At 65.2% G+C, this 20,744-nt stretch carries 23 protein-coding genes; 11 read left to right on the top strand and 12 right to left on the bottom strand.

Annotated elements, in window-relative coordinates; all coding sequences use genetic code 11:
* Nucleotides 1-66: 66 nt before the first annotated feature.
* Nucleotides 67-1,083 carry a general stress protein gene (locus ACFV4R_RS00610; protein WP_377202799.1) on the bottom strand — a complete coding sequence of 339 codons (1,017 nt, stop codon included), beginning with the start codon at nt 1,081-1,083 and terminating at the stop codon, nt 67-69.
* 77 nt (nt 1,084-1,160) lie between these two features.
* Here ACFV4R_RS00610 and ACFV4R_RS00605 point away from each other — a divergent pair, with 77 nt between their 5' ends.
* The 3 genes from ACFV4R_RS00605 to ACFV4R_RS00595 are packed head-to-tail and all read left to right on the top strand — an operon-like array spanning nt 1,161 to nt 4,290.
* Nucleotides 1,161-2,444: a magnesium transporter MgtE N-terminal domain-containing protein gene (locus ACFV4R_RS00605; protein ID WP_015937687.1), complete on the top strand. Its 1,284-nt coding sequence runs from the start codon at nt 1,161-1,163 to the stop codon at nt 2,442-2,444.
* A complete protein-coding gene (locus ACFV4R_RS00600; RefSeq protein ID WP_056074970.1) occupies nt 2,428-3,135 on the top strand; it encodes a DUF1003 domain-containing protein in 708 nt (235 codons plus the stop codon). Before ACFV4R_RS00605 ends, ACFV4R_RS00600 begins: the two co-directional genes overlap by 17 nt.
* A gap of 9 nt (nt 3,136-3,144) precedes the next feature.
* Entirely contained in the window at nt 3,145-4,290 is a 1,146-nt protein-coding gene (locus tag ACFV4R_RS00595; RefSeq protein ID WP_377202800.1) for an Mrp/NBP35 family ATP-binding protein, read from the top strand.
* Between the two features lie 40 nt (nt 4,291-4,330).
* Here ACFV4R_RS00595 and ACFV4R_RS00590 read toward each other — a convergent pair whose 3' ends face one another.
* The 3 genes from ACFV4R_RS00590 to sigE all read right to left on the bottom strand — a co-directional run bounded on the left by ACFV4R_RS00590 (nt 4,331) and on the right by sigE (nt 6,299).
* Nucleotides 4,331-4,744 (bottom strand): Sec-independent protein translocase TatB, encoded by a 414-nt coding sequence (locus tag ACFV4R_RS00590; protein ID WP_377202801.1) that lies wholly within the window; start codon nt 4,742-4,744, stop codon nt 4,331-4,333.
* A gap of 69 nt (nt 4,745-4,813) precedes the next feature.
* On the bottom strand, nt 4,814-5,677 hold the full coding sequence (locus tag ACFV4R_RS00585) for an anti-sigma factor (RefSeq protein ID WP_377202802.1): 864 nt from the start codon (nt 5,675-5,677) through the stop codon (nt 4,814-4,816).
* A 7-nt stretch (nt 5,678-5,684) separates the two neighbouring features.
* Nucleotides 5,685-6,299, bottom strand: coding sequence for an RNA polymerase sigma factor SigE (gene sigE / locus ACFV4R_RS00580; protein WP_377202803.1), 615 nt, complete (start codon nt 6,297-6,299; stop codon nt 5,685-5,687).
* A 227-nt stretch (nt 6,300-6,526) separates the two neighbouring features.
* Here sigE and ACFV4R_RS00575 point away from each other — a divergent pair, with 227 nt between their 5' ends.
* Entirely contained in the window at nt 6,527-7,159 is a 633-nt protein-coding gene (locus ACFV4R_RS00575; RefSeq protein WP_377202804.1) for an O-methyltransferase, read from the top strand.
* A 111-nt stretch (nt 7,160-7,270) separates the two neighbouring features.
* Here the strand turns inward: ACFV4R_RS00575 and ACFV4R_RS00570 are convergent, their stop codons facing one another.
* The 4 genes from ACFV4R_RS00570 to ACFV4R_RS00555 form a co-directional block, all read right to left on the bottom strand.
* Nucleotides 7,271-7,438 carry a DUF3117 domain-containing protein gene (locus ACFV4R_RS00570; protein WP_009357720.1) on the bottom strand — a complete coding sequence of 56 codons (168 nt, stop codon included), beginning with the start codon at nt 7,436-7,438 and terminating at the stop codon, nt 7,271-7,273.
* A 233-nt stretch (nt 7,439-7,671) separates the two neighbouring features.
* Nucleotides 7,672-8,931, bottom strand: coding sequence for a hypothetical protein (locus tag ACFV4R_RS00565; RefSeq protein WP_377202805.1), 1,260 nt, complete (start codon nt 8,929-8,931; stop codon nt 7,672-7,674).
* Entirely contained in the window at nt 8,928-9,353 is a 426-nt protein-coding gene (locus ACFV4R_RS00560; RefSeq protein ID WP_377202806.1) for a DivIVA domain-containing protein, read from the bottom strand. The genes ACFV4R_RS00565 and ACFV4R_RS00560 overlap by 4 nt, the downstream gene beginning before the upstream one ends.
* A gap of 39 nt (nt 9,354-9,392) precedes the next feature.
* A complete protein-coding gene (locus ACFV4R_RS00555; protein ID WP_377202807.1) occupies nt 9,393-10,175 on the bottom strand; it encodes a TIGR00730 family Rossman fold protein in 783 nt (260 codons plus the stop codon).
* Nucleotides 10,176-10,291: 116 nt separating this feature from the next.
* Here ACFV4R_RS00555 and ACFV4R_RS00550 point away from each other — a divergent pair, with 116 nt between their 5' ends.
* The 4 genes from ACFV4R_RS00550 to ACFV4R_RS00535 all read left to right on the top strand — a co-directional run bounded on the left by ACFV4R_RS00550 (nt 10,292) and on the right by ACFV4R_RS00535 (nt 13,578).
* Nucleotides 10,292-11,047 (top strand): amino acid ABC transporter ATP-binding protein, encoded by a 756-nt coding sequence (locus ACFV4R_RS00550; RefSeq protein ID WP_377202808.1) that lies wholly within the window; start codon nt 10,292-10,294, stop codon nt 11,045-11,047.
* Between the two features lie 70 nt (nt 11,048-11,117).
* Nucleotides 11,118-12,005 (top strand): glutamate ABC transporter substrate-binding protein, encoded by an 888-nt coding sequence (locus tag ACFV4R_RS00545; RefSeq protein WP_377202809.1) that lies wholly within the window; start codon nt 11,118-11,120, stop codon nt 12,003-12,005.
* A gap of 86 nt (nt 12,006-12,091) precedes the next feature.
* Nucleotides 12,092-12,742: an amino acid ABC transporter permease gene (locus ACFV4R_RS00540; protein ID WP_377202810.1), complete on the top strand. Its 651-nt coding sequence runs from the start codon at nt 12,092-12,094 to the stop codon at nt 12,740-12,742.
* Nucleotides 12,739-13,578 carry an amino acid ABC transporter permease gene (locus tag ACFV4R_RS00535; RefSeq protein WP_377202811.1) on the top strand — a complete coding sequence of 280 codons (840 nt, stop codon included), beginning with the start codon at nt 12,739-12,741 and terminating at the stop codon, nt 13,576-13,578. Before ACFV4R_RS00540 ends, ACFV4R_RS00535 begins: the two co-directional genes overlap by 4 nt.
* 94 nt (nt 13,579-13,672) lie before the next feature.
* On the opposite strand, the gene dapE is transcribed toward ACFV4R_RS00535, so the two are convergent.
* A complete protein-coding gene (gene dapE / locus ACFV4R_RS00530) occupies nt 13,673-14,809 on the bottom strand; it encodes a succinyl-diaminopimelate desuccinylase (RefSeq protein ID WP_377202812.1) in 1,137 nt (378 codons plus the stop codon).
* A gap of 51 nt (nt 14,810-14,860) precedes the next feature.
* Between dapE and dapD the strand changes: the two genes are divergently transcribed.
* Entirely contained in the window at nt 14,861-15,901 is a 1,041-nt protein-coding gene (dapD, locus tag ACFV4R_RS00525; protein ID WP_377202813.1) for a 2,3,4,5-tetrahydropyridine-2,6-dicarboxylate N-succinyltransferase, read from the top strand.
* A 7-nt stretch (nt 15,902-15,908) separates the two neighbouring features.
* Nucleotides 15,909-16,766: a hypothetical protein gene (locus tag ACFV4R_RS00520; RefSeq protein WP_377202814.1), complete on the top strand. Its 858-nt coding sequence runs from the start codon at nt 15,909-15,911 to the stop codon at nt 16,764-16,766.
* Between the two features lie 14 nt (nt 16,767-16,780).
* Here ACFV4R_RS00520 and ACFV4R_RS00515 read toward each other — a convergent pair whose 3' ends face one another.
* Both ACFV4R_RS00515 and ACFV4R_RS00510 read right to left on the bottom strand, forming a co-directional pair.
* A complete protein-coding gene (locus tag ACFV4R_RS00515) occupies nt 16,781-17,392 on the bottom strand; it encodes a hypothetical protein (protein WP_377202815.1) in 612 nt (203 codons plus the stop codon).
* A gap of 102 nt (nt 17,393-17,494) precedes the next feature.
* A complete protein-coding gene (locus tag ACFV4R_RS00510) occupies nt 17,495-18,103 on the bottom strand; it encodes a TetR/AcrR family transcriptional regulator (RefSeq protein ID WP_377202816.1) in 609 nt (202 codons plus the stop codon).
* A gap of 103 nt (nt 18,104-18,206) precedes the next feature.
* Here ACFV4R_RS00510 and galE point away from each other — a divergent pair, with 103 nt between their 5' ends.
* On the top strand, nt 18,207-19,220 hold the full coding sequence (galE, locus tag ACFV4R_RS00505; protein WP_377202817.1) for a UDP-glucose 4-epimerase GalE: 1,014 nt from the start codon (nt 18,207-18,209) through the stop codon (nt 19,218-19,220).
* Between the two features lie 89 nt (nt 19,221-19,309).
* Here the strand turns inward: galE and ACFV4R_RS00500 are convergent, their stop codons facing one another.
* Nucleotides 19,310-20,596 (bottom strand): citrate synthase, encoded by a 1,287-nt coding sequence (locus tag ACFV4R_RS00500; RefSeq protein ID WP_091721691.1) that lies wholly within the window; start codon nt 20,594-20,596, stop codon nt 19,310-19,312.
* Nucleotides 20,597-20,744 lie beyond the last annotated feature (148 nt).

The raw sequence follows: 20,744 nt of genomic DNA, 5'->3' as shown, positions 1-20,744 counted from the left end.
GCACAACAGGCACTAAAAAGCGGTGCCGCCGGATTCCTCCGGCGGCACCGCTTTTTGCTGCTCTACCTAGTGGCGCGGGTCCGCAGGCCGCTCTGCAGTGCCGGCGTCCTGGCCTTCGCCGGCAGGTGCATCACCGTGGCGCTGCGGACCGGCCTCCGGCTGCGCGGGCGCGGCAGGCTGCTGTGTTCCGCCGTCCTGGCCCTGCGGCAGCCTGACGCCGTACTGCGGCCGCCCATCAGGGAGGTCGGGGTACCGGACCGCACGGGCCGGTGCGGCCGCCGGCTGCTGGTGCTGGCCGCCGTCGTACTGCTGCCCCTGGTGCTGCTGCGCGTCCTGCTGCGGCGCGGGAGGCTGGCCCTGCTGGCCCTGCGCGGGGTAGCCGGAATCCTGCGGGTGTCCCTGCTGGCCGTAGGGGTCGTTCCAGCTGTTGGGACGCGCCGGACCCAGCTGGTTGTTTGGCTGGTTGTACGGCTGGTTCTGCTGGTTCTGCGGGTTGTAAGGCTGGTTCTGCTGGTCGTACGGCTGGTTCTGGTAGCCGTGCCGCGGCTGGTGGGTGTTGCCACCTGCGGCGTCCGAGCGGGTCATGGGGAGCTGCTGCAGCAGGCGGCGGGCCTCCTGTGCTGCCTCCGGCGCCACGATCACGTCATAGCTGGTGGCAACCACCTGGCTGGTGGACGTGAAGTCACGCTTTCCGCGCTGCATCGCGTAGGTAACAATGCCGAACAGCATGAAGAATGCGGCACCCATCAACACGGACGTGAGGATGGAGAAGTAGCCGGGCGAGGGCGCGAAGAAGGAAAGCATCACACCGACGAACAGGCCGAACCACATGCCGCTGAGGGCTCCGGACAGGGCAACACGGGGGTAGCTGAGGCGCCCCGTAACCCGTTCCACCATCTTCAGCTCGTTGCCTACGATGGACACCATCTGCACCGGGAACTGCTGGTCGGCGAGGTAGTCCACCGCCTTCTGGGCATCCAGGTAGGAGGTGTAGGAACCCACGGTGTCGCCGGTGGGGACGGCCCTGGCTTGGTCAAGCCCGTTGGGGCCACCTGTCCGGGGAGCACCAAAAATGTTTGCCATACCCCCATTCTTGCCCATGAGGTTGTGTGCTGCCTGTAAATTCAGCTAAAAGTGAGCAGACTCGGTAGCCTGTACAAGTGAGCACAACACCTACCCGTGTCTTCGTGGCGCGCCTTCTGGGACTCGACGTCTTCGACCCCCTGGGTGACCGGCTGGGCCGGTTACGCGATGTTGTGGTGCTCTCCCGCGGCTCCCAGGGGGCCCCGCACGTGGTGGGCATCGTCGTCGAAGTACCCGGGAAGAAGCGCGTGTTCGTGCCGATGACGCGCATCACCTCCATCGACCAGACGCAGGTCATCTGCACCGGCCTGGTCAACCTGCGCCGGTTCGAACAGCGCGGCGCCGAAACACTGGTGGTGGCCGAGATGTTCGACCGCCGCGTGACCCTCCGGGACGGCAGCGGCGACGCCACCATCGAGGACATCGCCATGGACCAGCACAGGTCCCGCGACTGGTTCGTCAGCAAGCTCTTCGTCCGGCGAGGGCACTCCCTGTCCCCCCTCAGCCGCCTGCGCCGTAACGAAACCCTCATCATTGACTGGGCCGACGCCCAGCAAGGCGCGCGCACCGAGCCGCAGGCAGCAACGCAGTTCGTTGCCAACCACGAGGACCTCAAACCGGCCGACTTCGCCGAGGCACTCCAGGAAATGAGCGACAAGCGGCGTTTCGAAGTGGCCAGCGAACTGCAGGATGAGCGCCTGGCAGACGTCCTCCAGGAACTCCCGGAGGACGACCAGGTGGAGATCCTCTCCGCCCTGGACATCCAGCGGGCCGCCGACGTGCTCGAGGAAATGGACCCGGACGACGCCGCCGACCTCCTGGGCGAGCTCCCCTCGGCGCAGGCCGAGGAACTCCTCCAGCTCATGGAGCCCGAGGGCGCCGAGGACGTCCGCCGGCTGCTGGAATACGACGAGGACACCGCGGGCGGGCTTATGACGCCGGTACCGGTCATTCTGCCCCCTGAAGCCACTGTGGCTGAAGCGCTGGCGCACGTCCGGCGCGAGGAACTCTCCCCCGCCCTGGCCTCGTCCATCTTCATTGCCAGGCCGCCCATGGAGACTCCCACCGGCCGGTTCCTGGGTGTGGTGCACATCCAGCAGCTGCTCCGGTTCCCGCCGTTCGAGCCGCTGGGCAACCTGGTGGACAAGAACCTTGAGCCACTGTCCGACCAGGCCCACATCAGCGAAGTGGCACGGACACTGGCGACCTATAACCTGAACTCCCTTCCGGTGGTCAACGACGCCGGCCGGCTTGTGGGGGCGGTGACTGTTGATGACGTTTTGGATCATCTGTTGCCGGATGATTGGCGCGCCCATGATGGCGAGGCCCCGATAAGAAGGCTCGGTGGCCGTATTGGCTGACAACAGCGCTCCGAAGAACCCCAACCAGCGGAACACCGGCAACGCCGCGGCCAAGAACAACAAGGGCAGCCTGGATACACCGCTGAGTGGCAGGCAGCGGATCCTGCCCAAGTTCTCTCCGGACCCGGACGCTTTCGGGCACGCCACGGAGGGCTTCGCCCGCTTCATGGGCACTCCGCAGTTCCTGGTCTACATGACCATTTTCTGTATCTTCTGGCTGTGCTGGAACACCTGGGCGCCGGTTGACTGGCAGTTCGACTCCCGCGACCTCGGCTTCACGCTGCTGACGCTGATGCTGTCCCTCCAGGCGTCCTACGCGGCACCGCTGCTGCTGCTGGCCCAAAACCGGCAGGACGACCGCGACCGTGTGTCCCTTCAGCAGGACCGGCAGCGTGCCGAGCGGAACCTGTCCGACACCGAGTACCTCACCCGGGAACTTGCGTCGCTGCGGATCGCCCTGCGCGAGGTGGCCACCCGCGACTACGTCCGGGCCGAGCTGCGCTCCCTCCTCGAGGACATGTTGGAAGCCCAGGAAGAACTGCGCACGCACGACTCCACCGGCCAGGGCAGCCACGAGTCACCCAAGGACAAAGTCAAGGAAAAGCTCCGCGAACAACGCGACCGGCAGCGCAATCCCCGCACCCAGCAGATCCCCCGGGTCAAGCCCGGCCATTCCACCCAGGACCGGTAAACACCCTTCATGGATACAGCAACACCCGGCAACTCCCCGCTGCTCCAGGACGTCAACGACGCCCTCGCCACCGTCATTGACCCTGAACTGCGGCGTCCCATTACCGAACTCGGAATGGTGGACGCCGTCCACGTGTCCGGGGACGGCAAGGTCAACCTCACGGTCCTGCTCACCATCGCCGGCTGCCCCCTGAGGGACACCATCACGTCGGACGCCGAGTCGGCCCTGGCAGCAGTCCCGGGGGTGACCGGCGTCGACGTCGAACTCAAGGTCATGGACCAGGCCCAGCGGGATGCCCTGAAGGAGAAACTCCGCGGGCCCGGGGGGCTGCGCGGCATCCCCTTCAACCAGCCCGGTTCCCTGACGAAGGTCTATGCGGTTGCCAGCGGAAAGGGCGGGGTGGGCAAGTCCTCCGTAACGGTCAACCTCGCCACGGCACTGGCCGCGCAGGGGCTCCGTGTGGGGATCGTGGACGCGGATGTCTACGGGTTCTCTGTTCCGGCGCTCATGGGCATCACCCAGGCCCCCACGCGCGTGGACGACATGATCCTGCCGCCGGTGGCCTACGGCGTGAAGGTCATCTCCATCGGCATGTTCGTCACCGGCAACCAGCCCGTGGCCTGGCGCGGTCCAATGCTGCACCGGGCACTGGAGCAGTTCCTCACGGACGTCTACTTCGGCGACCTGGACGCGCTCTTCCTCGACCTGCCGCCAGGCACCGGAGACATTGCCATTTCGGTGGCCCAGCTGCTGCCCAAGGCCGAGATCCTGGTGGTCACCACTCCGCAGGCTGCCGCCGCGGACGTCGCCGAACGCGCCGGCGCCATCGCCACGCAGACGGGGCAAACGGTTGCGGGCGTCATTGAGAACATGTCCTACCTTGAGATGCCCGACGGCGGGAGGATGGAACTGTTCGGAAGCGGCGGCGGGGCGGTGCTCACCGAGCGGCTGACTGCAGCCATGGGCGCCGACGTTCCATTACTGGGCCAGATCCCGCTGGACATCAAACTGCGCGAAGGCGGCGACTCCGGGGCGCCCATCGTGATTGGCCAGCCGGACACTGCGGCGGCTAAGGCGTTGACGGAAATTGCCGCGAACCTGGCTTCGAGGCCGCGTGGCCTGGCCGGGATGAAGCTGGGTCTGCAGCCCCGCTAGTCACGCTGGTCTGCTCCCGCTGTCGCTGGGCCGGAGTGGCTCAGGTGGCCTCGGTGTCGAAGGGTGCGGCCTCGCCCGGCGGTAGGCTCTGCACTGCTCGTTCCGGCCGGGACGGGGCGGACCCATCTGCCGCTCCTACTGCTGCTGCGCCTGCAACGGCTGCCACTGCGGCAGGGGCGCCGGAGCTGACGGGCTTGGTGTCGTCATCCAGCAGCGCTTCCTTGATGATGCGCCGCGGGTCGTACTGCCGGGGGTCATACTTCTTCCAGTCGACATCGTCGATGTCGATGCCCACTTCTTCCTTGATCTGCTCGCGGGCACCGGACGCCATGCGCCGGACTTCCTTCACCAGGTTGGCGAGCTTCTGGGTATATTCGGGCAGCCTCTGGGGGCCGATCACCAGGACACCGATGATCAGCAGGAGGAAGAACTCCGGGCCGTTGATACCAAACACTTTAGGAAGATTACCCTCTCAAGGCTGCCAGTGACGATTCGCGCCCGGCGGGGGCGGAAACAGCCTGCATTACTGGGTAAAGACGGCCACAATCCTGTTGATTCCGCGCTGTAATCGGTTTCCCAGAGGCTCCCCGGCGGTGCCTTGGGCGTTGCCGTCGACCCCGGCCGTGAGCCCCTCCGCGGCCACGCCGCCGACTTGCTCCAGGATGGGCCCTGCATCATCCGCCTGATCGGCGGGCAGGTTCGATTCGAAAGTGAACGTCCGTCCCCCGGACGTGTAGGTGGCTGACCACGGCGAGGTTCCCAGGACCTGGACTGGACTGCCCTGGCGGCCCACCGCCTCCACCGACGCCGCCACATTGCCTGCGTGCTGCTCGGTCACCGTGGCGTAGTGCGATCCGTCGCTAAGCCGCAGTTCCACCGCCGGTTGCCCGCCCCTGACAACTGCCTTGGCGGACTCCAGGCGGAACCCCATGGCTTCGAGAACCGGGCAAGCCCAGCCCTCCTGGCGCAGGCTGCTGAGCTGGTCCGCAGTGAGGGCCCTGCCGTCAGCGGGAGTGTGTGCCGAGACTTGGGCAAGCGTCGCCGGCGCAACGGCATTTCCGGGAAGGGGCTCTCCGGCCGCAGCGAGGGCACCGACACCGAGGACACCAGCGGCGGCCACGGTACCGCCCGCGGCCATAGCCAGGACCCGTGCGGCCGTGCGGGGCGCAGTGACGGCAGGCGTGGCCGGAACCGGCTGCGCTGCGAGCAGAGACGTCCGTTCCAGGAGCCGCGCCGTCAGGTCATTGCTTGCCGGCGGGATGGGAGCCTCACGGAGCCGCTCCAGATACTGGCGTTCCCTGCGCATGGCCAGGGCACATTCCGGACAGGACGCCACGTGGCTGGGGGTGCGCGCATGCCTGCCGCCGGAGTTGAAGGGGGGCCTCATGCGCCGATCAGAGGATGCCGGCGATGCGCGGCATGGACAGTTTGCGCCGGGCGTGCTGAGGGCGCGGGTCCCTGTGAGCCAGCTTTTCCCGCAGCATGGTCCTGCCGCGGTGGATCCGGGAGCGGACGGTCCCGAGCTTCACATCAAGGGCTGCTGCTACCTCGTCGTAGGACAGGCCTTCGAGGTCGCACAGCACGACGGCGGCGCGGAAGTCCGGCGGCAGTTCCTCCAGGGCGGCCTGGACGTCCAGATCCAGGTTATTCAGTTCGAAGCTCTGCTCCGGACCCGGCTCGCGTCCGGGAAGGCGGGACTCGGCGTCCTCGGCCAATGCGTCAAACCTGATGCGGGTCTTGCGGCGCGCCTGGTCCAGGAAAAGGTTTGTGGTGATGCGGTGCAGCCAGCCATCCAGCGTTCCGGGCTTGAAGTTCTCCAGCGAGCGGAAGACGCGGACAAACACCTCCTGGGTGAGGTCTTCGGCGTCGAACCTGTTGCCGGTCAGGCGGTAGGCCAGCCGGTAAACTTTTGCCGAGTGGTTGGTGACCACTTCTTCCCAGGTGGGACGGACCCAATCGGCTTCGGGATGATGAACTGCTGGGACAGGTGCCACAACTGAAGATGACATCGTCCACTCCCCTCGTGGAATGCTAACGCCCGGATACTGTTGACATCTCTGATTCGGCGCCGGTCATCTCTTGGATGAGCGGATAATAATCATTTCAAACTTGGCTGGGAATTTCCTGACTGCGGGAAAGTTATGCCGTGGGCGCAACCGCCCGCCTGCCATACGGTTTCGCCCCGACCCATTAGGCTGTAGAAGACAACCCCTCTACGCCCAGAAAGCGAACATTAATGAGTGCCGACAAGTCCATCAGCTGGTCCTTTGCAGAAGATCTGCCCGCTGAGGATGACGTCATGCTTCGGGCCCGGGAGCGTTCCTTTGAACTCGGCGTAACCCCCATCGGCCCGGGGGTAGGGGCCGTCCTTACTGTCCTGGCGGCCGCGTCCAAGGCCCAGACCGCCGTCGAAATTGGAACGGGTGCGGGGGTGTCCGGCGTCTGCCTGCTGCGCGGCCTCGGCCCGCAGGCCGTTTTGACCACCATTGATGTGGATGTTGAACACCTGAAAGCCGCCCGCGAGGCCTACGCCGAAGCCGGCAGCCCCGCCAACCGGACCCGCACCATCTCGGGCCGCGCCGGCGACGTCCTGCCCCGCCTCACGGACAACGCCTACGACATCGTGTTTATCGACGCGGACAAGCCCGGCCTGCCCGGCTACGTCGAGCAGGCCGTCCGCCTCCTGAAGCGTGCCGGGCTGCTGATCATCAACGACGCCCTGGACAAGGACAAGGTCGCCAATCCGGCGGGACGCGAACCCAACACGGTCATCCTCCGTCAGGTAGGCAAGGCAATCCGCGAGGACGACAGGCTGGCCACCGCCATGCTCCCCACCGGTGACGGCCTGCTGGTGGCCGTCAAGAAGTAACGCCGCCTGATTTCCGCGACGGCACCTTGCCGGCAAGGGAACAGCAGCAGGAAAAGCACCGGGAACGGGACAGGGCCCGCAGCCAAAGGCCGCGGACCCTGTCCGGCACGATTATTCGGTAACGCCTACCAGGCATTCCTTGAGGTTTGCTGCCTCCGCAGCGTTCAGCTCAACCACAAGGCGCCCGCCGCCTTCGAGCGGGACGCGCATGATCAGGCTGCGGCCCTCCTTGGTGACTTCCATTGGGCCGTCGCCGGTGCGTGGTTTCATAGCAGCCATGAGGAATTCCCCTCCATTTAGTCCCAGGACTGATCAGCCCGGTCGGGCTGTGTCCGCATGTCGATCAGGCTGCTATGACGGCGGGGCTCTCCACCGCCAAAGCTGCACGTATTCTGAATGCTTTTTGTCCTTGCTTACTGACTATTATCCCGGAATTACCCGTACGTAGCTAATCGATGGACATTTTCGGCACGCCTCAATTCCGGCCTTGACCTGCACGGAAGCGCAATTAATCAGGGTGGGTAATCGCCGCCGCCGGGCAACTGCGCCCAGGCCCACAGCCACACGATCCAGACCATCTGCAGCAGCAGGAACATTGTCACCACAGTCCCCCGGTATGCCCTCGAGCGGGACAGCAGGACGGCCCCAAGTGCCAGCGGGAAAAGGGGCAACAGCATCCGGAAGGTGCTGGTCTGCGGGTGCAGGAAAACCACCAGGTAACCCATGTAGCAGGCGCACCACAGGCGCATCTCGACGCCGAGACGCACCACCGGCGGAAGGAACAGCATGGCGCCGAACAGCGCCACGAAAACAAACGGGGCCAGTACGCCCAGCACCGGGCCGACCAGGTCGACGCCGGTATCGAACCAGGGCCTGAACGGCACCAGGTCATGCCCGCGCCACACTGTCTCGGTTTTGGTATACGCCTCGATGTCTCCCGTTGCAGCCCACGCTGCCGCCGGCCAAGCCAGGGCGGACAAACCGGCGACACCGGTCAGGGCCCCCAGGCGGACCAGTTCACCGGCCGAGTGCCCGGTGTAATTCGGTGTAATCGCTTGTCCTTGCCTGAACCGGGACACCAACCGGGTTAGAAAAAGGATCCCCAGCATAACGGCGAAGGGCACCCCCACCGGGCGTGAAAGGCACATCAGCACCACCACGGGCAACGCCCACAGGTATTGCCGGCGGACCACCAGCAATAGCGCCGCCGCCAGCAGCAGCAGCGTGAGCGGCTCGGCATAAGGCACCTGCAGGACGGCCGACACCGGGAACGTGGCGAAGAACGCCACCCCCCACAACGCCGGAGCGTGGGCCGCTTTGTGCCGGAACAGTACGTAAACCACCAGCGCGGCCGCCCAGCCGGACAACATGGCGATGATGGTCAGCGAGGCTGCGGGGTTCATCCCGGTCAGGCCACCCAGGCCGCGGGCCAGCGCCGGGAAAAGCGGATAGAACGCCCAGGCATTTTCCTGCACGTTGCCCAGGGCATCAGTGGGCAGCTGCGTGGGATAGCCGTTGACAATGACCTCGCCGTACCACCGGGCATCCCAAATATTGATGAAATTCCAGTAGTCAGGTTTGGCCGGGAACCAAGGGTTGGTGCCCTGGTGCAGGGCTGCAGCCATGAAGATGCAGGCGCTGACGAGCCGGGCGGCTACGTAGATGCCGGACACCTGCGCCCACCACGGCCAGCGCCGGACCACCTCGCCTACCCTGGCGGCCGCAGCCTGCGCAGAACCAAGGTTCGCGCGGCGGCTGTCCACGGTGCTCACTGGACGTCCGCAGCGGATGGCGCGGTCCCGCCGTCGGACGTCTTCCCGGGCTCCACGGCTGACACCGCGCCTTGGCTGTCGCCACGCCCGGCGTTGGCTTCCAGGGCCTGGAGGCGTGACCGCAGCCCGTCGGACTCCTGCCGGGCCGCAGCGAGCTGGTCCCGCAGCTCGTCGAGGACCTGGTCCACCTGGTCCATGCGGTAACCCCGGAGGCCGAGCGCAAAACGGACCCGGTCCACATCGCGGGGCGCGGCATCGGCGGGGAGCAGCACCGGCGGAAGGTTTGCCGGCGGCTGCTCAAAACCGCCGTCCAGCAGCGCGGGCAACGCCTGCCGGCCGGTCTTCCGCGAGCGCAGCCCGACGCCGGTCCACAGCACTGCCCCGACCAGCACGATGGCAAGGAAAACGAGAAAGAAGGTCACCGTCCCATCGTGCCAGAACCGTGCCGGGCAGGATGCGTGCTACTCCGGGCGCTGCTCGCCGTTCAGGGGCGGGATGGGTCCACCGTGGAGCACACGCTCAACGGCTTCGGCGGGGCTGTCCACCACCTGGATCAGGTCGAGGTCCTTCTCTGAGACCATGCCCTCGGCCACCAGGGTTCCCCTGATCCAGTCGATCATGGGGCCCCAGAACTCGACGCCGAGCAGGACGATGGGGAATGACGTCACCTTCCGCGTCTGCACCAGCACCATGGCTTCGAAGAGTTCATCGAGGGTGCCCAGGCCGCCGGGCAGGACGATGAATCCCTGGGCGTACTTGACGAACATGGTCTTGCGGGCGAAGAAGTAGCGGAAGTTGATGCCGAGGTCCACCCACTGGTTCAGCCCCTGTTCGAACGGCAGTTCGATGCCGAGGCCCACAGAGACTCCGTTGCCTTCCACGGTGCCCCGGTTGGCCGCTTCCATGGAGCCGGGGCCGCCGCCGGTGATCACAGCAACGCCGGCTTCGGCCAGCTTGCGGCCCACCTCAACGCCCATTTCGTAGTAGACGCTGCCCGGCTTCGTACGTGCCGAACCGAAGACGCTGACCGCCTTGCCGATGTCCGCCAGGGCGCCAAAACCCTCAACGAATTCGCTCTGGATCCGCAACACGCGCCACGGATCGGTATGGACAAACTGACCGGGGCCCTTGGTATCGAGCAGATGCTGGTCCGACATTTCCACCGCCGCCTGCTTTCGGCGGAGTTCAAGGGGGCCTTTGCGGCGAGGTTGGATGTTCTTGGCCGGATCTGCACTGATGCTCATTCCCCAAGGCTAACGCGACTCGTGGCGCAGCCACGGCAGGTATCTCTTGAGTCACGATGTGCAGGAACATGCCGTGATTCGCGTCATAACCCGCCGTTCTTCGCTAGATTCTTCCTATGACTACTCATGTGCCCGGCGATGCCCTCGTCTCCCTGAACGCCGTCAATAAGCATTACGGCCAGCTGCACGTTTTGAAGGACATCAACCTGCAGGTCCGCAAGGGCGAGGTTGTCGTGGTCATCGGGCCGTCGGGCTCCGGTAAGTCCACCCTCTGCCGCGCCATCAACCGCCTTGAGACCATCGAGGACGGCACCATCAGCATTGACGGGAAGGTCCTTCCCGAAGAAGGGAAGGCACTCGCCCAGTTGCGCGCCGACGTCGGAATGGTGTTCCAGTCCTTCAACCTCTTCGCGCACAAGACCATCCTCGAAAACGTGACGCTTGGCCCCATCAAGGTCAAGGGCGTTTCCAAGGCTGAGGCTGACAAGGACGCCATGGCCCTGCTCGAGCGGGTGGGCGTCGGACACCAGGCACCGAAGCTTCCCGCCCAGCTCTCCGGCGGCCAGCAGCAGCGCGTGGCCATTGCCCGCGCCCTCGCCATGAAGCCGAAGGTCATGCTGTTCGACGAGCCCACGTCCGCGCTCGACCCCGAAATGATCAACGAGGTCCTGGACGTCATGGTCCAGCTGGCCAAGGAAGGCATGACCATGATCGTGGTCACCCATGAGATGGGCTTCGCCCGCAAAGCCGCGGACCGGGTCGTCTTCATGGCCGATGGCCAGATCGTCGAGGACGCCACGCCCGAGGAGTTCTTCACGAACCCCAAGAGCGACCGCGCCAAGGACTTCCTCTCCAAGCTCCTCACCCACTGATTCCCCTTCGAACAAACACTCCAAGTTCGCACCCAGGCCGTGATCCGCGGCCATCAATGAAAGGAATGTCATGAAGGCATTTTTGACCCGGCGGAAATCATTTGTTGTGGCGGCGACCGCCGCCCTTGCCCTGTCCCTGAGCGCCTGCGGCGGAGGCGACGCCGGCGGCGGAAGCAATCCCGCTCCCGTGGAAAAGCCGACGTTTGCAGCCGGCACCACCATGGAAAAGATCGCCTCGGCCGGCACCATCAAGATCGGCACCAAGTTCGACCAGCCGCTCTTCGGCCAGGTGGGCCTGGACGGCAAGCCCGTCGGTTTCGACGTTGAGATCGGCAAGCTGATCGCCGCCAAGCTGGGCATCGCTGCAGACAAGATCGAATGGTCCGAGACCGTCTCCGCCAACCGCGAACCCTTCATCGAGCAGGGCAAGGTAGACCTGGTGATCGCCACGTACACCATCAATGACAAGCGCAAGCAGGTTGTCAGCTTCGCCGGGCCGTACTACGAAGCCGGCCAGGCCCTCATGGTGAACAAGGACAACGACTCCATCAAGAAGCCCGAAGACGTCAAGGGCAAGAAGGTCTGCTCCGTGACCGGCTCCACCCCGGCCGCCACCATCGTGGATAAGTACGGCGCGGAACTGGTTCCCGCTGCCACTTACTCCGCCTGCCTGGAGCCGCTGCGCAACAAGCAGGTTGAAGCAGTCACCACGGACAACGTGATCCTGGCCGGCTTTGTTGACAAGGAGCCGGACGCCTTCAAGCTCGCCTCGGATGAAACCTTCACCAAGGAGCCCTACGGCATCGGCCTGAAGAAGGACGACACCCAGTTCCGTAACTGGATCAACGACCAGCTTGAAGCCTTCGACAAGGACGGCGACTACAAGAAGGCCTGGGAGGCCACTGCCGGTTCAGTCATCAAGACTGCCCCGAGCCTGCCCGCGATCAACCGCTACTAAGGCTCAACGGCAGTGCCGGGGCGCGCTTCGGCGGCCCCGGCACTGCACTGTTCCCCTACCCTCCGCTTCTTGAGCCGAAGGAACCCATGGACGTCATCATTGAAAACCTCCCGCTGTACTGGGAAGGTTTTCTCCGCACCCTCTTCCTGTCAGCTGTTTCCGGGGTCATCGCGCTTGTACTGGGCACCCTCCTGGCAGCCGCCAGGGTCTCGCCGGTGGCAGCGCTTCGCGGTTTCAGCACTGTCTACGTTGAAATCCTCCGCAACACCCCCCTTACCATTGCCTTCTTCTTCGCAGCTATTGTGCTGCCACGCCTGGGCGTCCAGTTCGCCCAGTTCGAAGTGGCAGCCATCATTGCACTCAGCACCTACACCGCAGCGTTCATCGCTGAAGCTGTCCGCTCCGGTGTTAACAGCGTGCCTGTGGGCCAGGCCGAAGCCGCCCGCAGCATTGGCATGAACTTCGGCCAGGTCCTGAACCTCATCATCCTGCCGCAGGCCCTCCGGACGGTGATCCCGCCGTTGATCAACATCCTGATTGCCCTGGTCAAGAACTCGTCCGTGGCCGGCGCCTTCTTCGTCCTTGAACTGTTCGGTTACGGCCGCCAGCTGGCCAACGCCAACGGTGACCAGGTCATCACGGTCCTGCTGGGTACCGCGTTCTTCTATCTCCTTCTCACCGTCCCGCTGGGCATCCTTGCCAGCACGGTGGAGCGAAAGGTGGCGATTGCCCGATGAGCTCGGTACTTTACGACGTTCCCGGCCCCAAGGCCCGCCGGATTTCCCTGATCGGTTCGGTGGTGGGCGGCCTGGCTATCCTCGGCCTGCTCGCCTGGATCATCTTCACCCTGGGCCAGCAGGGAATCTTTGAAGGCCGCCGTTGGCAGATCTTCACCCGGGCGGACGTTTGGCGGCTGCTTGGCAACGGGCTGGGGGCAACGCTGTCTGCTGCAGCGCTGGCCGCCGTCATCGCCTTCCCCCTGGGCCTGCTGCTGTGCCTGTTCCGGATTTCGGACGTCAAGCTGATCCGTGTTCCCACCCGAGTGGTCCTGGAGTTCCTCCGGGGCATGCCGGTGGTGCTGATGATGCTGTTCATCCTCCTCGGCTTCGGCACGTCGCAGTTTATTGCGGTCGTTGCCGGCCTGGTGGTTTACAACGCGGCAGTCTTTGCGGAAATCATCCGCGCCGGCATCCAGTCCCTCCCCAAGGGCCAACGCGAGGCAGGCTTGGCCATTGGCCTGACCAGCTTCAAGTCGCGGATGTTGATTGAACTTCCCCAGGCTGTCCGCCGGATGATGCCGTCCCTGGTGGCGCAGCTGGTGGTGCTCCTGAAGGACACGTCGCTGGGCTACATCGTCGCTTACGGAGAACTGCTGCGGGCGGTGCAGCTCATGGCTGACGTCCTGGGGCCGGCGTTCCTTTTCCCGGTGTTCTTCGTCGCCGCCGGAATGTACATCGCCATCAACATCGCCATCTCACGGCTCGCTGTGTGGATCGAACGGCGCGGTTCGAAGAAGGCCGCCGGGGGCACAGCCAAGGCTGACCCGGCTGTTGCTGAAGCGGGCGCTCCCTAGCCCCCGCGCGTTGCCTCCCAACAGTTATGGCCCGGATCTGACGATCCGGGCCATAACTAATTAAGCGCCGCGCTGCCTGGGCTGAAGCTGGCGGTCAGTCCTGAAGCCAGTCCCGCAACGCCCGAAGGCACTCACGGATGGCTTGGGCATCCACGTGCTCGTTGTCTTTGTGGGCCAACAGCGGATCACCAGGGCCGAAGTTTACGGCGGGAATCCCAAGCTCGCTGAAACGCGCGACGTCGGTCCAGCCGTATTTGGGCTTCGGCTCGGCTCCCACAGCGGCCACGAACGACGCTGCAGCCGGGTGGTTCAGGCCCGGCCGGGCACCGGCTGCGGCGTCGGTACGGACCACCTCGAAGCCCTCGAGGAGTTCGCGGACAACGGCCTCGGCCTCGTCAGGGGACTTGTCCGGCGCAAAGCGGTAGTTGATCTCCACCACGCACCGGTCCGGAATGACGTTGCCGGCCGTTCCGCCGTTGATCTTCACGGCGTTCAGGCTCTCGCGGTAGTCGAGGCCGTCAACGTTGACAGTCTGCGGCTCGTAGGCGGCCAGCCGGGCAAGGATCGGGGCCGCCGCGTGGATGGCATTGCTGCCCATCCATGCCCGGGCCGAGTGGGCAGCCTCCCCGACGGTGGTGGCCTCAAAGCGGCTGGTGCCGTTGCAGCCGCCTTCCACGGTTCCATGGGTCGGTTCCAGCAGGATGGCAAAGTCGCCGACCAACAGGTGGCCATGGTTACGGACCAGGCGCCCCAGGCCGCTCTTGACGGCCTCGACTTCCTCATGGTCGTAAAAGACGAAAGTGACGTCCCGCTGCGGCTGGGCGCCGTCGTCGAACATGGTGGCAGCGAGGGCCAGCTGGACAGCCACCCCGCCCTTCATGTCCGTGGCACCGCGTCCGTACAGCACCCCCTCCCCCGGCACTCCGGATTCCCAAGTGGAGGGCACGGTTCCCTTCGACCCCTCCGTCAGCGGCAACGGGACGGTGTCCAGGTGCCCGGCGAGGATGACGCGTTCAGTGTTCCCCAACTCCGTGCGGGCGATGATGGAATCGCCGTCCCGAACTACCGTCAATTGGGGAATTTCCAGCAGTGCGGCTTCCACGGCGTCGGCGAGCTCCTTCTCGTTGCCGGAGACGCTGTTGATGTCCATCACGGCTGCGGTCAGGAGCGCGACGTCCTGGCGGAGGTCCAGTGCGGTTAAGTATGTGTGGGGGGTGGGTTCGGCAGTCACGAAGCCAGTCTAGTTCGAACCCTGGGGCCACCCCTCGATAGACTGGACCACATGACTGAGACCGCTTCCTCCGCCGTGCCCGAAACCCTGAACGACACTACTGACAGCCGATCCGCCTACGGCTTTGGCGTTGCCACCATCGCCAGTGCCACCGGCGATGGTTCGGCTGAAGCAACTGTCCTGGACGTATGGTTCCCAGCACCGTCGCTGGGTGTTGCCGCGGAGAACCTCCGCTCGGTGGAAGACGCCGATCCGGTGCTGACCCAGATCGCGGACAACGGAGCCGACGAGGACCGTGGCACCGAACAGAAGGTGGTCTTCGTCCAGATCAACCTCGACGAAGCACCGGCAGACACGGCGGACGCTTACCTCCGCCTGCACCTGCTCTCCCACCGCCTGGTCCGGCCCAACACCATCAACCTGGACGGAATCTTCGGCAAACTCCCCAACGTGGTGTGGACCAACTTCGGTCCCGCCGCCGTCGAAGGCTTCGAACTCACCCGTGCGCGCCTCCGCCGCCGCGGCGCCGTCACCGTCTACGGAGTCGACAAGTTCCCGCGCATGGTGGACTACGTGGTTCCCGCCGGCGTCCGGATCGCCGACGCCGACCGCGTTCGCCTCGGTGCCCACCTGGCCGCCGGCACCACCGTCATGCACGAAGGCTTCGTAAACTTCAACGCCGGAACCCTGGGAACTTCCATGGTTGAAGGCCGCATTTCCGCCGGCGTGATCACCGGAGACGGCAGCGACGTCGGCGGCGGCGCGTCGATCATGGGCACCCTCTCGGGCGGCGGCAAGGAAAAGATCACCATCGGCGAGCGGGTCCTGCTCGGAGCCAACTCCGGCGTCGGCATCAGCATCGGCGACGACTCGGTCGTTGAAGCCGGACTGTACGTGACGGCCGGTACCCGCGTCCGCGTGCCCGGACCCAAGGACGAAGTAGGCGAAGACACCACGAAGATCGTCAAGGCCGCCGAGCTTTCCGGTGTGCCCAACCTGCTCTTCCGCCGCAATTCCACTACCGGCGCCGTGGAGGTCCTCCCCCGTCAGGGCCAGACGGTGGAACTGAACGACGCGCTCCACGCCAACTGATTCCACGGTGGCACGCAGACGCGGCCTCCGCCGACTCGCCGTCCTGTCGCTCGTCCTGGTCCTGGTAGCCGGCGGCATCTACTCTGCCGTGTTTTTCGTGCAGCGCTCCGAAACCCTCGTTTCTGAGCGCTGCACGGCTGTGGTGGGCGACAGGAAGGCCGAACTGGCTCCGGACCAGGCCGTCTACGCCTCCTTGATCACCGCCGTCGCGGTACAGCGTGGGTTGCCTCCCCGGGCCGCCAGCATCGCGCTGGCCACTGCCATGCAGGAATCGAAGCTGCGCAACATCGGCCACGGCGACCAGGCCGGGCCTGATTCGCGCGGTCTTTTCCAGCAGAGGCCGTCACAGGGGTGGGGAACCGAAGCCCAGGTCATGGACCCCTATTACGCCGTCAATGCGTTCTACGACGCCCTGGTGAAGGTACCGGGCTACGAAACGCTCGAAATTACAGACGCCGCCCAGCGCGTGCAGCGCTCCGCCTTCCCCACCGCCTACGCCGAACACGAGGACATGGGCCGTTCCTTCGCCTCCGGACTGTCCGGGCAGATCCCCGGGGCCGTGCAGTGCACGCTCCGGTCCGCCGGCACCGAGGGTGACACGGGCGCAGTCCTGGCCGAACTCGGCCGTGCTTACGGAAGCCTTCCGGCAACGGACGAAGGTCAGGCCCTGGTGGTGGAGGCCAGCGGCAGCACGGCGTGGTCTGTCGCCCAATGGGCCGTAGCCAACGCCAAGGGCCTTGACGTTGTCCGGGTGGACGTCGCGGGCAGGAGCTGGGACCGCGACGAACGTGCCGGCTGGCAGGATTCGGACGCAGCCGACGGCCAGATCCGCATTACCGTGTCCCGGGCCCCCTCCGGCGCCTGAGCCCCGGCTGCTGATCAGACGAGGATTTCCACTACCGGCTGCACGTAGCTGCGGAACAGCTCCGGCTCGCCCATCAGCTGCTGACTCATGATGATCTTGTCCGGCTCCAGGTACCACGCCCGGTGTTCGTTGAGAGGCAACTCGATGATGGACAGCTTGAAGTCACGCGAATCGCGGCCTACCTCCATGAGCCTGTCATCCACCATGTCGGTGAGCAGGTGATCAGCGCCGTTGGCCTCCCGTTCCGCTTCCAGCTCTGCGTACTCGCTTCGCCGTTCCCTGGCCCATGTCAGTGCGGAACCGAAGTGTGCCTGCAGGACACGCTGGAGGGCCGGCGAGTTCCCGAACGCCTCAAAGTCCGGCGGCGAGAGGTCCGGCGAGGTGTGCGGGTAAGACTTGAGCAGTTGCTCCCACCACGCCTCCCACTCGGTTTTCAGGGCACCCAGGCCGCCGACATCCGCGGTGAGGTGGCTGTGGTCGGCAGGGCGGACCTTGGGCTTGGCGTGCGAGAGTGCAGGATGCCCGGCTCCGTTCAGTCCTGCGGTGTCGCGGAGAAAGAGCGCGATCATCATGGGCCCCGAGGTGTCCGTGGTGATCTGCCACCTGGAACCGCTTGCCTGCTGCATCCGAAGTCCTTCCTGGAGTACTCCCCTGCCCGGGCTGACCGCACCATCACCAGCAGCCCCGGCTCCCAGTCTATTCCCGGTTCCACCCCACGTTAATGTCCGTCAGCGCCCCAGTCCGTCAAGATGGCGTTCCAGGACTCCAGTGCACATCTCCGCGGTCATCCACGCGGGCTGCAGCAGTGCGTGCATGCCCAGGCCGTCGAGGGTTGCCAGCAGCCGCTCGGCCTCGATCACCAGGTTCTCCTGCGGCTCGTCAGCGGGCATCAGTCCGGCTACGATGCGGCCGGCGATGGCTGCCACCTGCCGGTGGCTGCGGTCCGCCTCGGGCGCCAGGAAGGGTTTGATCCGGGCGGCACTCCTGAAGGCCATCAGGGCACAGATCTCCACGGCCCGCTCTTCGTCGAGCGGCAGCATCCCGCCCAGCAGTGTTAATACGGCCTCGCGGTGGGCTGCGCTGCCGGGGAGTGCAGCATCCGTGGCGGGGAGCATGGCCTGAAGCCGTCCCACCACCCGGTCCACAACGCTGGCGAAGCAGAACGCCAGAAGCTCGTCGCTGCCTGCGAAGTAGTGGCGGACGGACCCGACGGCGAGTCCCGCCTCGTCTGCCACCTCCCGCAGTGACGCCCGCTCCAGTCCGTCGACGGCAATAATGCGCAGGACGGCGTCTACTACATCCCGGCGCCGGGCATCCGGGTCAACAATTTTGGGCACCCTTATTATTTAGCACACTTGTGCCCCAAACGCGTGACCGGCGCCGCTGCCCGATATCCGGAATGCGGCGGCGGGAGAGTGTTCGGTTGGATAGGGTTGAGGCATGAAAATTCTGGTTACGGGGGGCACCGGCTACATCGGTTCCCACACTGTCCTTTCGCTGCAGGAAGCCGGCCACGACGTGGTCGTCATCGACAATCTGGTCAACTCCAGCGAAGAGTCCCTGCGGCGTGTTGCCGAACTCAGCGGAAAGGCAGCGGAGTTCCACAACGTGGACCTGGTGGACGAAGCCGCAGTGGAGCAGGTGTTCGCCGGTGCCGGCATCGACGCCGTCATCCACTTTGCCGGGCTGAAGGCCGTGGGTGAGTCCGTCCGCGAACCGCTGAAGTACTACTACAACAACCTGGTGGGCACGCTGAACCTGATCCGCGTCATGGACCGCCATGACGTCCGGTCTTTCGTGTTCAGCTCATCTGCCACCGTCTACGGCGAGCACAACCCCATCCCCTACGTGGAAAAGATGGAAATCGGCGCGAACAACCCCTACGGCCGCACCAAGGAACAGATCGAGGACATCCTCTCGGACCTGGGCGATGCCGACCCGCGCTGGCACATCGCACTGCTGCGCTACTTCAACCCGGTGGGCGCGCACCCGTCCGGCAGGATCGGCGAGGACCCGCAGGGCATCCCGAACAACCTCGTGCCGTTCATCGCCCAGGTGGCCGTGGGCCGCCGCGAAAAGCTGATGGTCTTCGGCGGCGACTACGACACCCCGGACGGCACATGCCTCCGCGACTACATCCACGTGGAGGACCTCGCCGAAGGGCACGTCGCGGCACTGAACTACGTGGCCGGCCGTGCCGGCGTGTTCCGCTGGAACCTTGGCTCCGGCAGGGGCTCATCCGTACTTGAAGTCCTCCGCTCCTTCGAAAAGGCCGTGGGCGAGCCCATCCCCTACGAAATCACGGAGCGCCGTGCAGGCGACCTCCCGGCCTTCTGGGCGGACGCCGCCTCCGCACTGGCGGACCTGGGCTGGTCCACCACCAAGACCGTGGACCAGATGTGCGAGGACCACTGGCGCTGGCAGAAGAACAACCCCCAGGGCTACGCTTCCTGACGCTTTTCAACTACCGGTACTGCCGACGGCGGCCGCCCACCTGTGGAAGGTGGGCGGCCGCCGTCGTAGTTAACGCAATGTGGGCGAAATCAGCGGACGGGGTAGTCGCGCTCCGGTTCGCCGATGTACAGCTGGCGCGGGCGGCCGATCTTGGTGTTGGGGTCGCTGATCATTTCACGCCACTGGGCGATCCAGCCGGGGAGGCGGCCGATGGCGAACAGCACGGTGAACATCTTCTCGGGGAAGCCCATTGCCTTGTAGATCAGGCCGGTGTAGAAGTCCACGTTCGGGTAGAGCTTGCGCTGGATGAAGTAGTCATCGTTCAGCGCCTTCTCTTCGAGGCGGAGGGCGATGTCCAGCAGTTCGTCGTTACCACCGAGCTTGGTGAGAATCTCGTGTGCAGTGGCCTTGACGATCTTGGCGCGCGGATCGTAGTTCTTGTACACGCGGTGTCCGAAGCCCATAAGCCGGACGCCGTCTTCCTTGTTCTTGACCTTCTCCATGTAGTCCTCGGGCTTGAGGCCCTCGGCCTGGATCTGGCGCAGCATCTTGAGCACAGCCTCGTTGGCGCCGCCGTGGGCGGGGCCGAACAGGGCGTTGATGCCGGCAGAAACGGACGCGAACAGGTTGGCGTTGGACGAGCCCACCAGGCGCACGGTTGACGTGGAGCAGTTCTGCTCGTGGTCGGCGTGCAGGATGAGGAGCAGGTCCAGGGCCTTGGCGACCACCGGGTCCACCTCGTACTGCTCGGCCGGAAGCCCAAAGCTCAGGCGGAGGAAGTTCTCCACCAGGTTGTGCGAGTTGTCCGGGTACAGCATGGGCTGGCCGATGGACTTCTTGTGCGCGTACGCAGCGATGACCGGCAGCTTGGCCATGAGGCGGATGGTGGAAACTTCCACCTGCTCGGCGTTGAACGGGTCCAGCGAGTCCTGGTAGAACGTGGACAGCGCGGACACTGCGGACGACAGCACCGGCATGGGGTGCGCGTCGCGGGGGAACCCGCCAAAGAAGCCTTTCAGCTCCTCGTGCAGGAGGGTGTGGCGCCGGATCTTCTGGTCGAACTCGTCCAGTTCCGTGGGCGTGGGCAGGTTGCCGTAGATCAGGAGGTAGGACACCTCGAGGAAGCTGGAGTGCTGGGCCAGCTGCTCGATGGGGTACCCGCGGTAGCGCAGGATGCCCGCATCGCCATCGATGTAGGTGATCGCGGACGTGGTCGCCGCGGTGTTCATGAAGCCGGGGTCGAAGGTGACTGCGCCCGTCTGCTTCAGGAGCTTGGAAACGTCGTAGCCTTCGTTTCCTTCAATAACCTGGATGCGCGGCAGCTTGAGCTCTCCGCCTGCGTGAAGCAGGGTGGCCGCGTTGTTGGTCTCAGTCATGGAGTCCCCTTCATGAGGCTTCTCGGCCTCTGTCGAAAGCTTGATCCAACATCAGGTGAGCCGCGCACTTGAGCCTGAGAAGACAGGATCCAACACCCGGACTGCCTTCTTGTAGAAAGCCACCATTGATAGTCACTTAAAAACTACC

The organism is Pseudarthrobacter sp. NPDC059871, assembly GCF_042731175.1.
In the GTDB taxonomy this organism is placed as follows: domain Bacteria; phylum Actinomycetota; class Actinomycetes; order Actinomycetales; family Micrococcaceae; genus Arthrobacter.
The sequence above is the reverse complement of the archived record's forward strand: the minus strand, read 5'-3'. Positions and strand labels throughout refer to the sequence as shown.

What these genes read in the sequence shown, in the direction of transcription:
- ACFV4R_RS00610 (WP_377202799.1), bottom strand. Translation starts at nt 1,083, where the DNA reads ATGGCAAACATTTTTGGTGCTCCCCGGACAGGTGGCCCCAACGGGCTT.
- ACFV4R_RS00595 (WP_377202800.1), top strand. Translation starts at nt 3,145, where the DNA reads ATGGATACAGCAACACCCGGCAACTCCCCGCTGCTCCAGGACGTCAAC.
- ACFV4R_RS00585 (WP_377202802.1), bottom strand. Translation starts at nt 5,677, where the DNA reads ATGAGGCCCCCCTTCAACTCCGGCGGCAGGCATGCGCGCACCCCCAGC.
- sigE (WP_377202803.1), bottom strand. Translation starts at nt 6,299, where the DNA reads ATGTCATCTTCAGTTGTGGCACCTGTCCCAGCAGTTCATCATCCCGAA.
- ACFV4R_RS00575 (WP_377202804.1), top strand. Translation starts at nt 6,527, where the DNA reads ATGAGTGCCGACAAGTCCATCAGCTGGTCCTTTGCAGAAGATCTGCCC.
- ACFV4R_RS00570 (WP_009357720.1), bottom strand. Translation starts at nt 7,438, where the DNA reads ATGGCTGCTATGAAACCACGCACCGGCGACGGCCCAATGGAAGTCACC.
- ACFV4R_RS00555 (WP_377202807.1), bottom strand. Translation starts at nt 10,175, where the DNA reads ATGAGCATCAGTGCAGATCCGGCCAAGAACATCCAACCTCGCCGCAAA.
- ACFV4R_RS00550 (WP_377202808.1), top strand. Translation starts at nt 10,292, where the DNA reads ATGACTACTCATGTGCCCGGCGATGCCCTCGTCTCCCTGAACGCCGTC.
- ACFV4R_RS00545 (WP_377202809.1), top strand. Translation starts at nt 11,118, where the DNA reads ATGAAGGCATTTTTGACCCGGCGGAAATCATTTGTTGTGGCGGCGACC.
- ACFV4R_RS00540 (WP_377202810.1), top strand. Translation starts at nt 12,092, where the DNA reads ATGGACGTCATCATTGAAAACCTCCCGCTGTACTGGGAAGGTTTTCTC.
- ACFV4R_RS00535 (WP_377202811.1), top strand. Translation starts at nt 12,739, where the DNA reads ATGAGCTCGGTACTTTACGACGTTCCCGGCCCCAAGGCCCGCCGGATT.
- dapD (WP_377202813.1), top strand. Translation starts at nt 14,861, where the DNA reads ATGACTGAGACCGCTTCCTCCGCCGTGCCCGAAACCCTGAACGACACT.
- ACFV4R_RS00515 (WP_377202815.1), bottom strand. Translation starts at nt 17,392, where the DNA reads ATGCAGCAGGCAAGCGGTTCCAGGTGGCAGATCACCACGGACACCTCG.
- galE (WP_377202817.1), top strand. Translation starts at nt 18,207, where the DNA reads ATGAAAATTCTGGTTACGGGGGGCACCGGCTACATCGGTTCCCACACT.
- ACFV4R_RS00500 (WP_091721691.1), bottom strand. Translation starts at nt 20,596, where the DNA reads ATGACTGAGACCAACAACGCGGCCACCCTGCTTCACGCAGGCGGAGAG.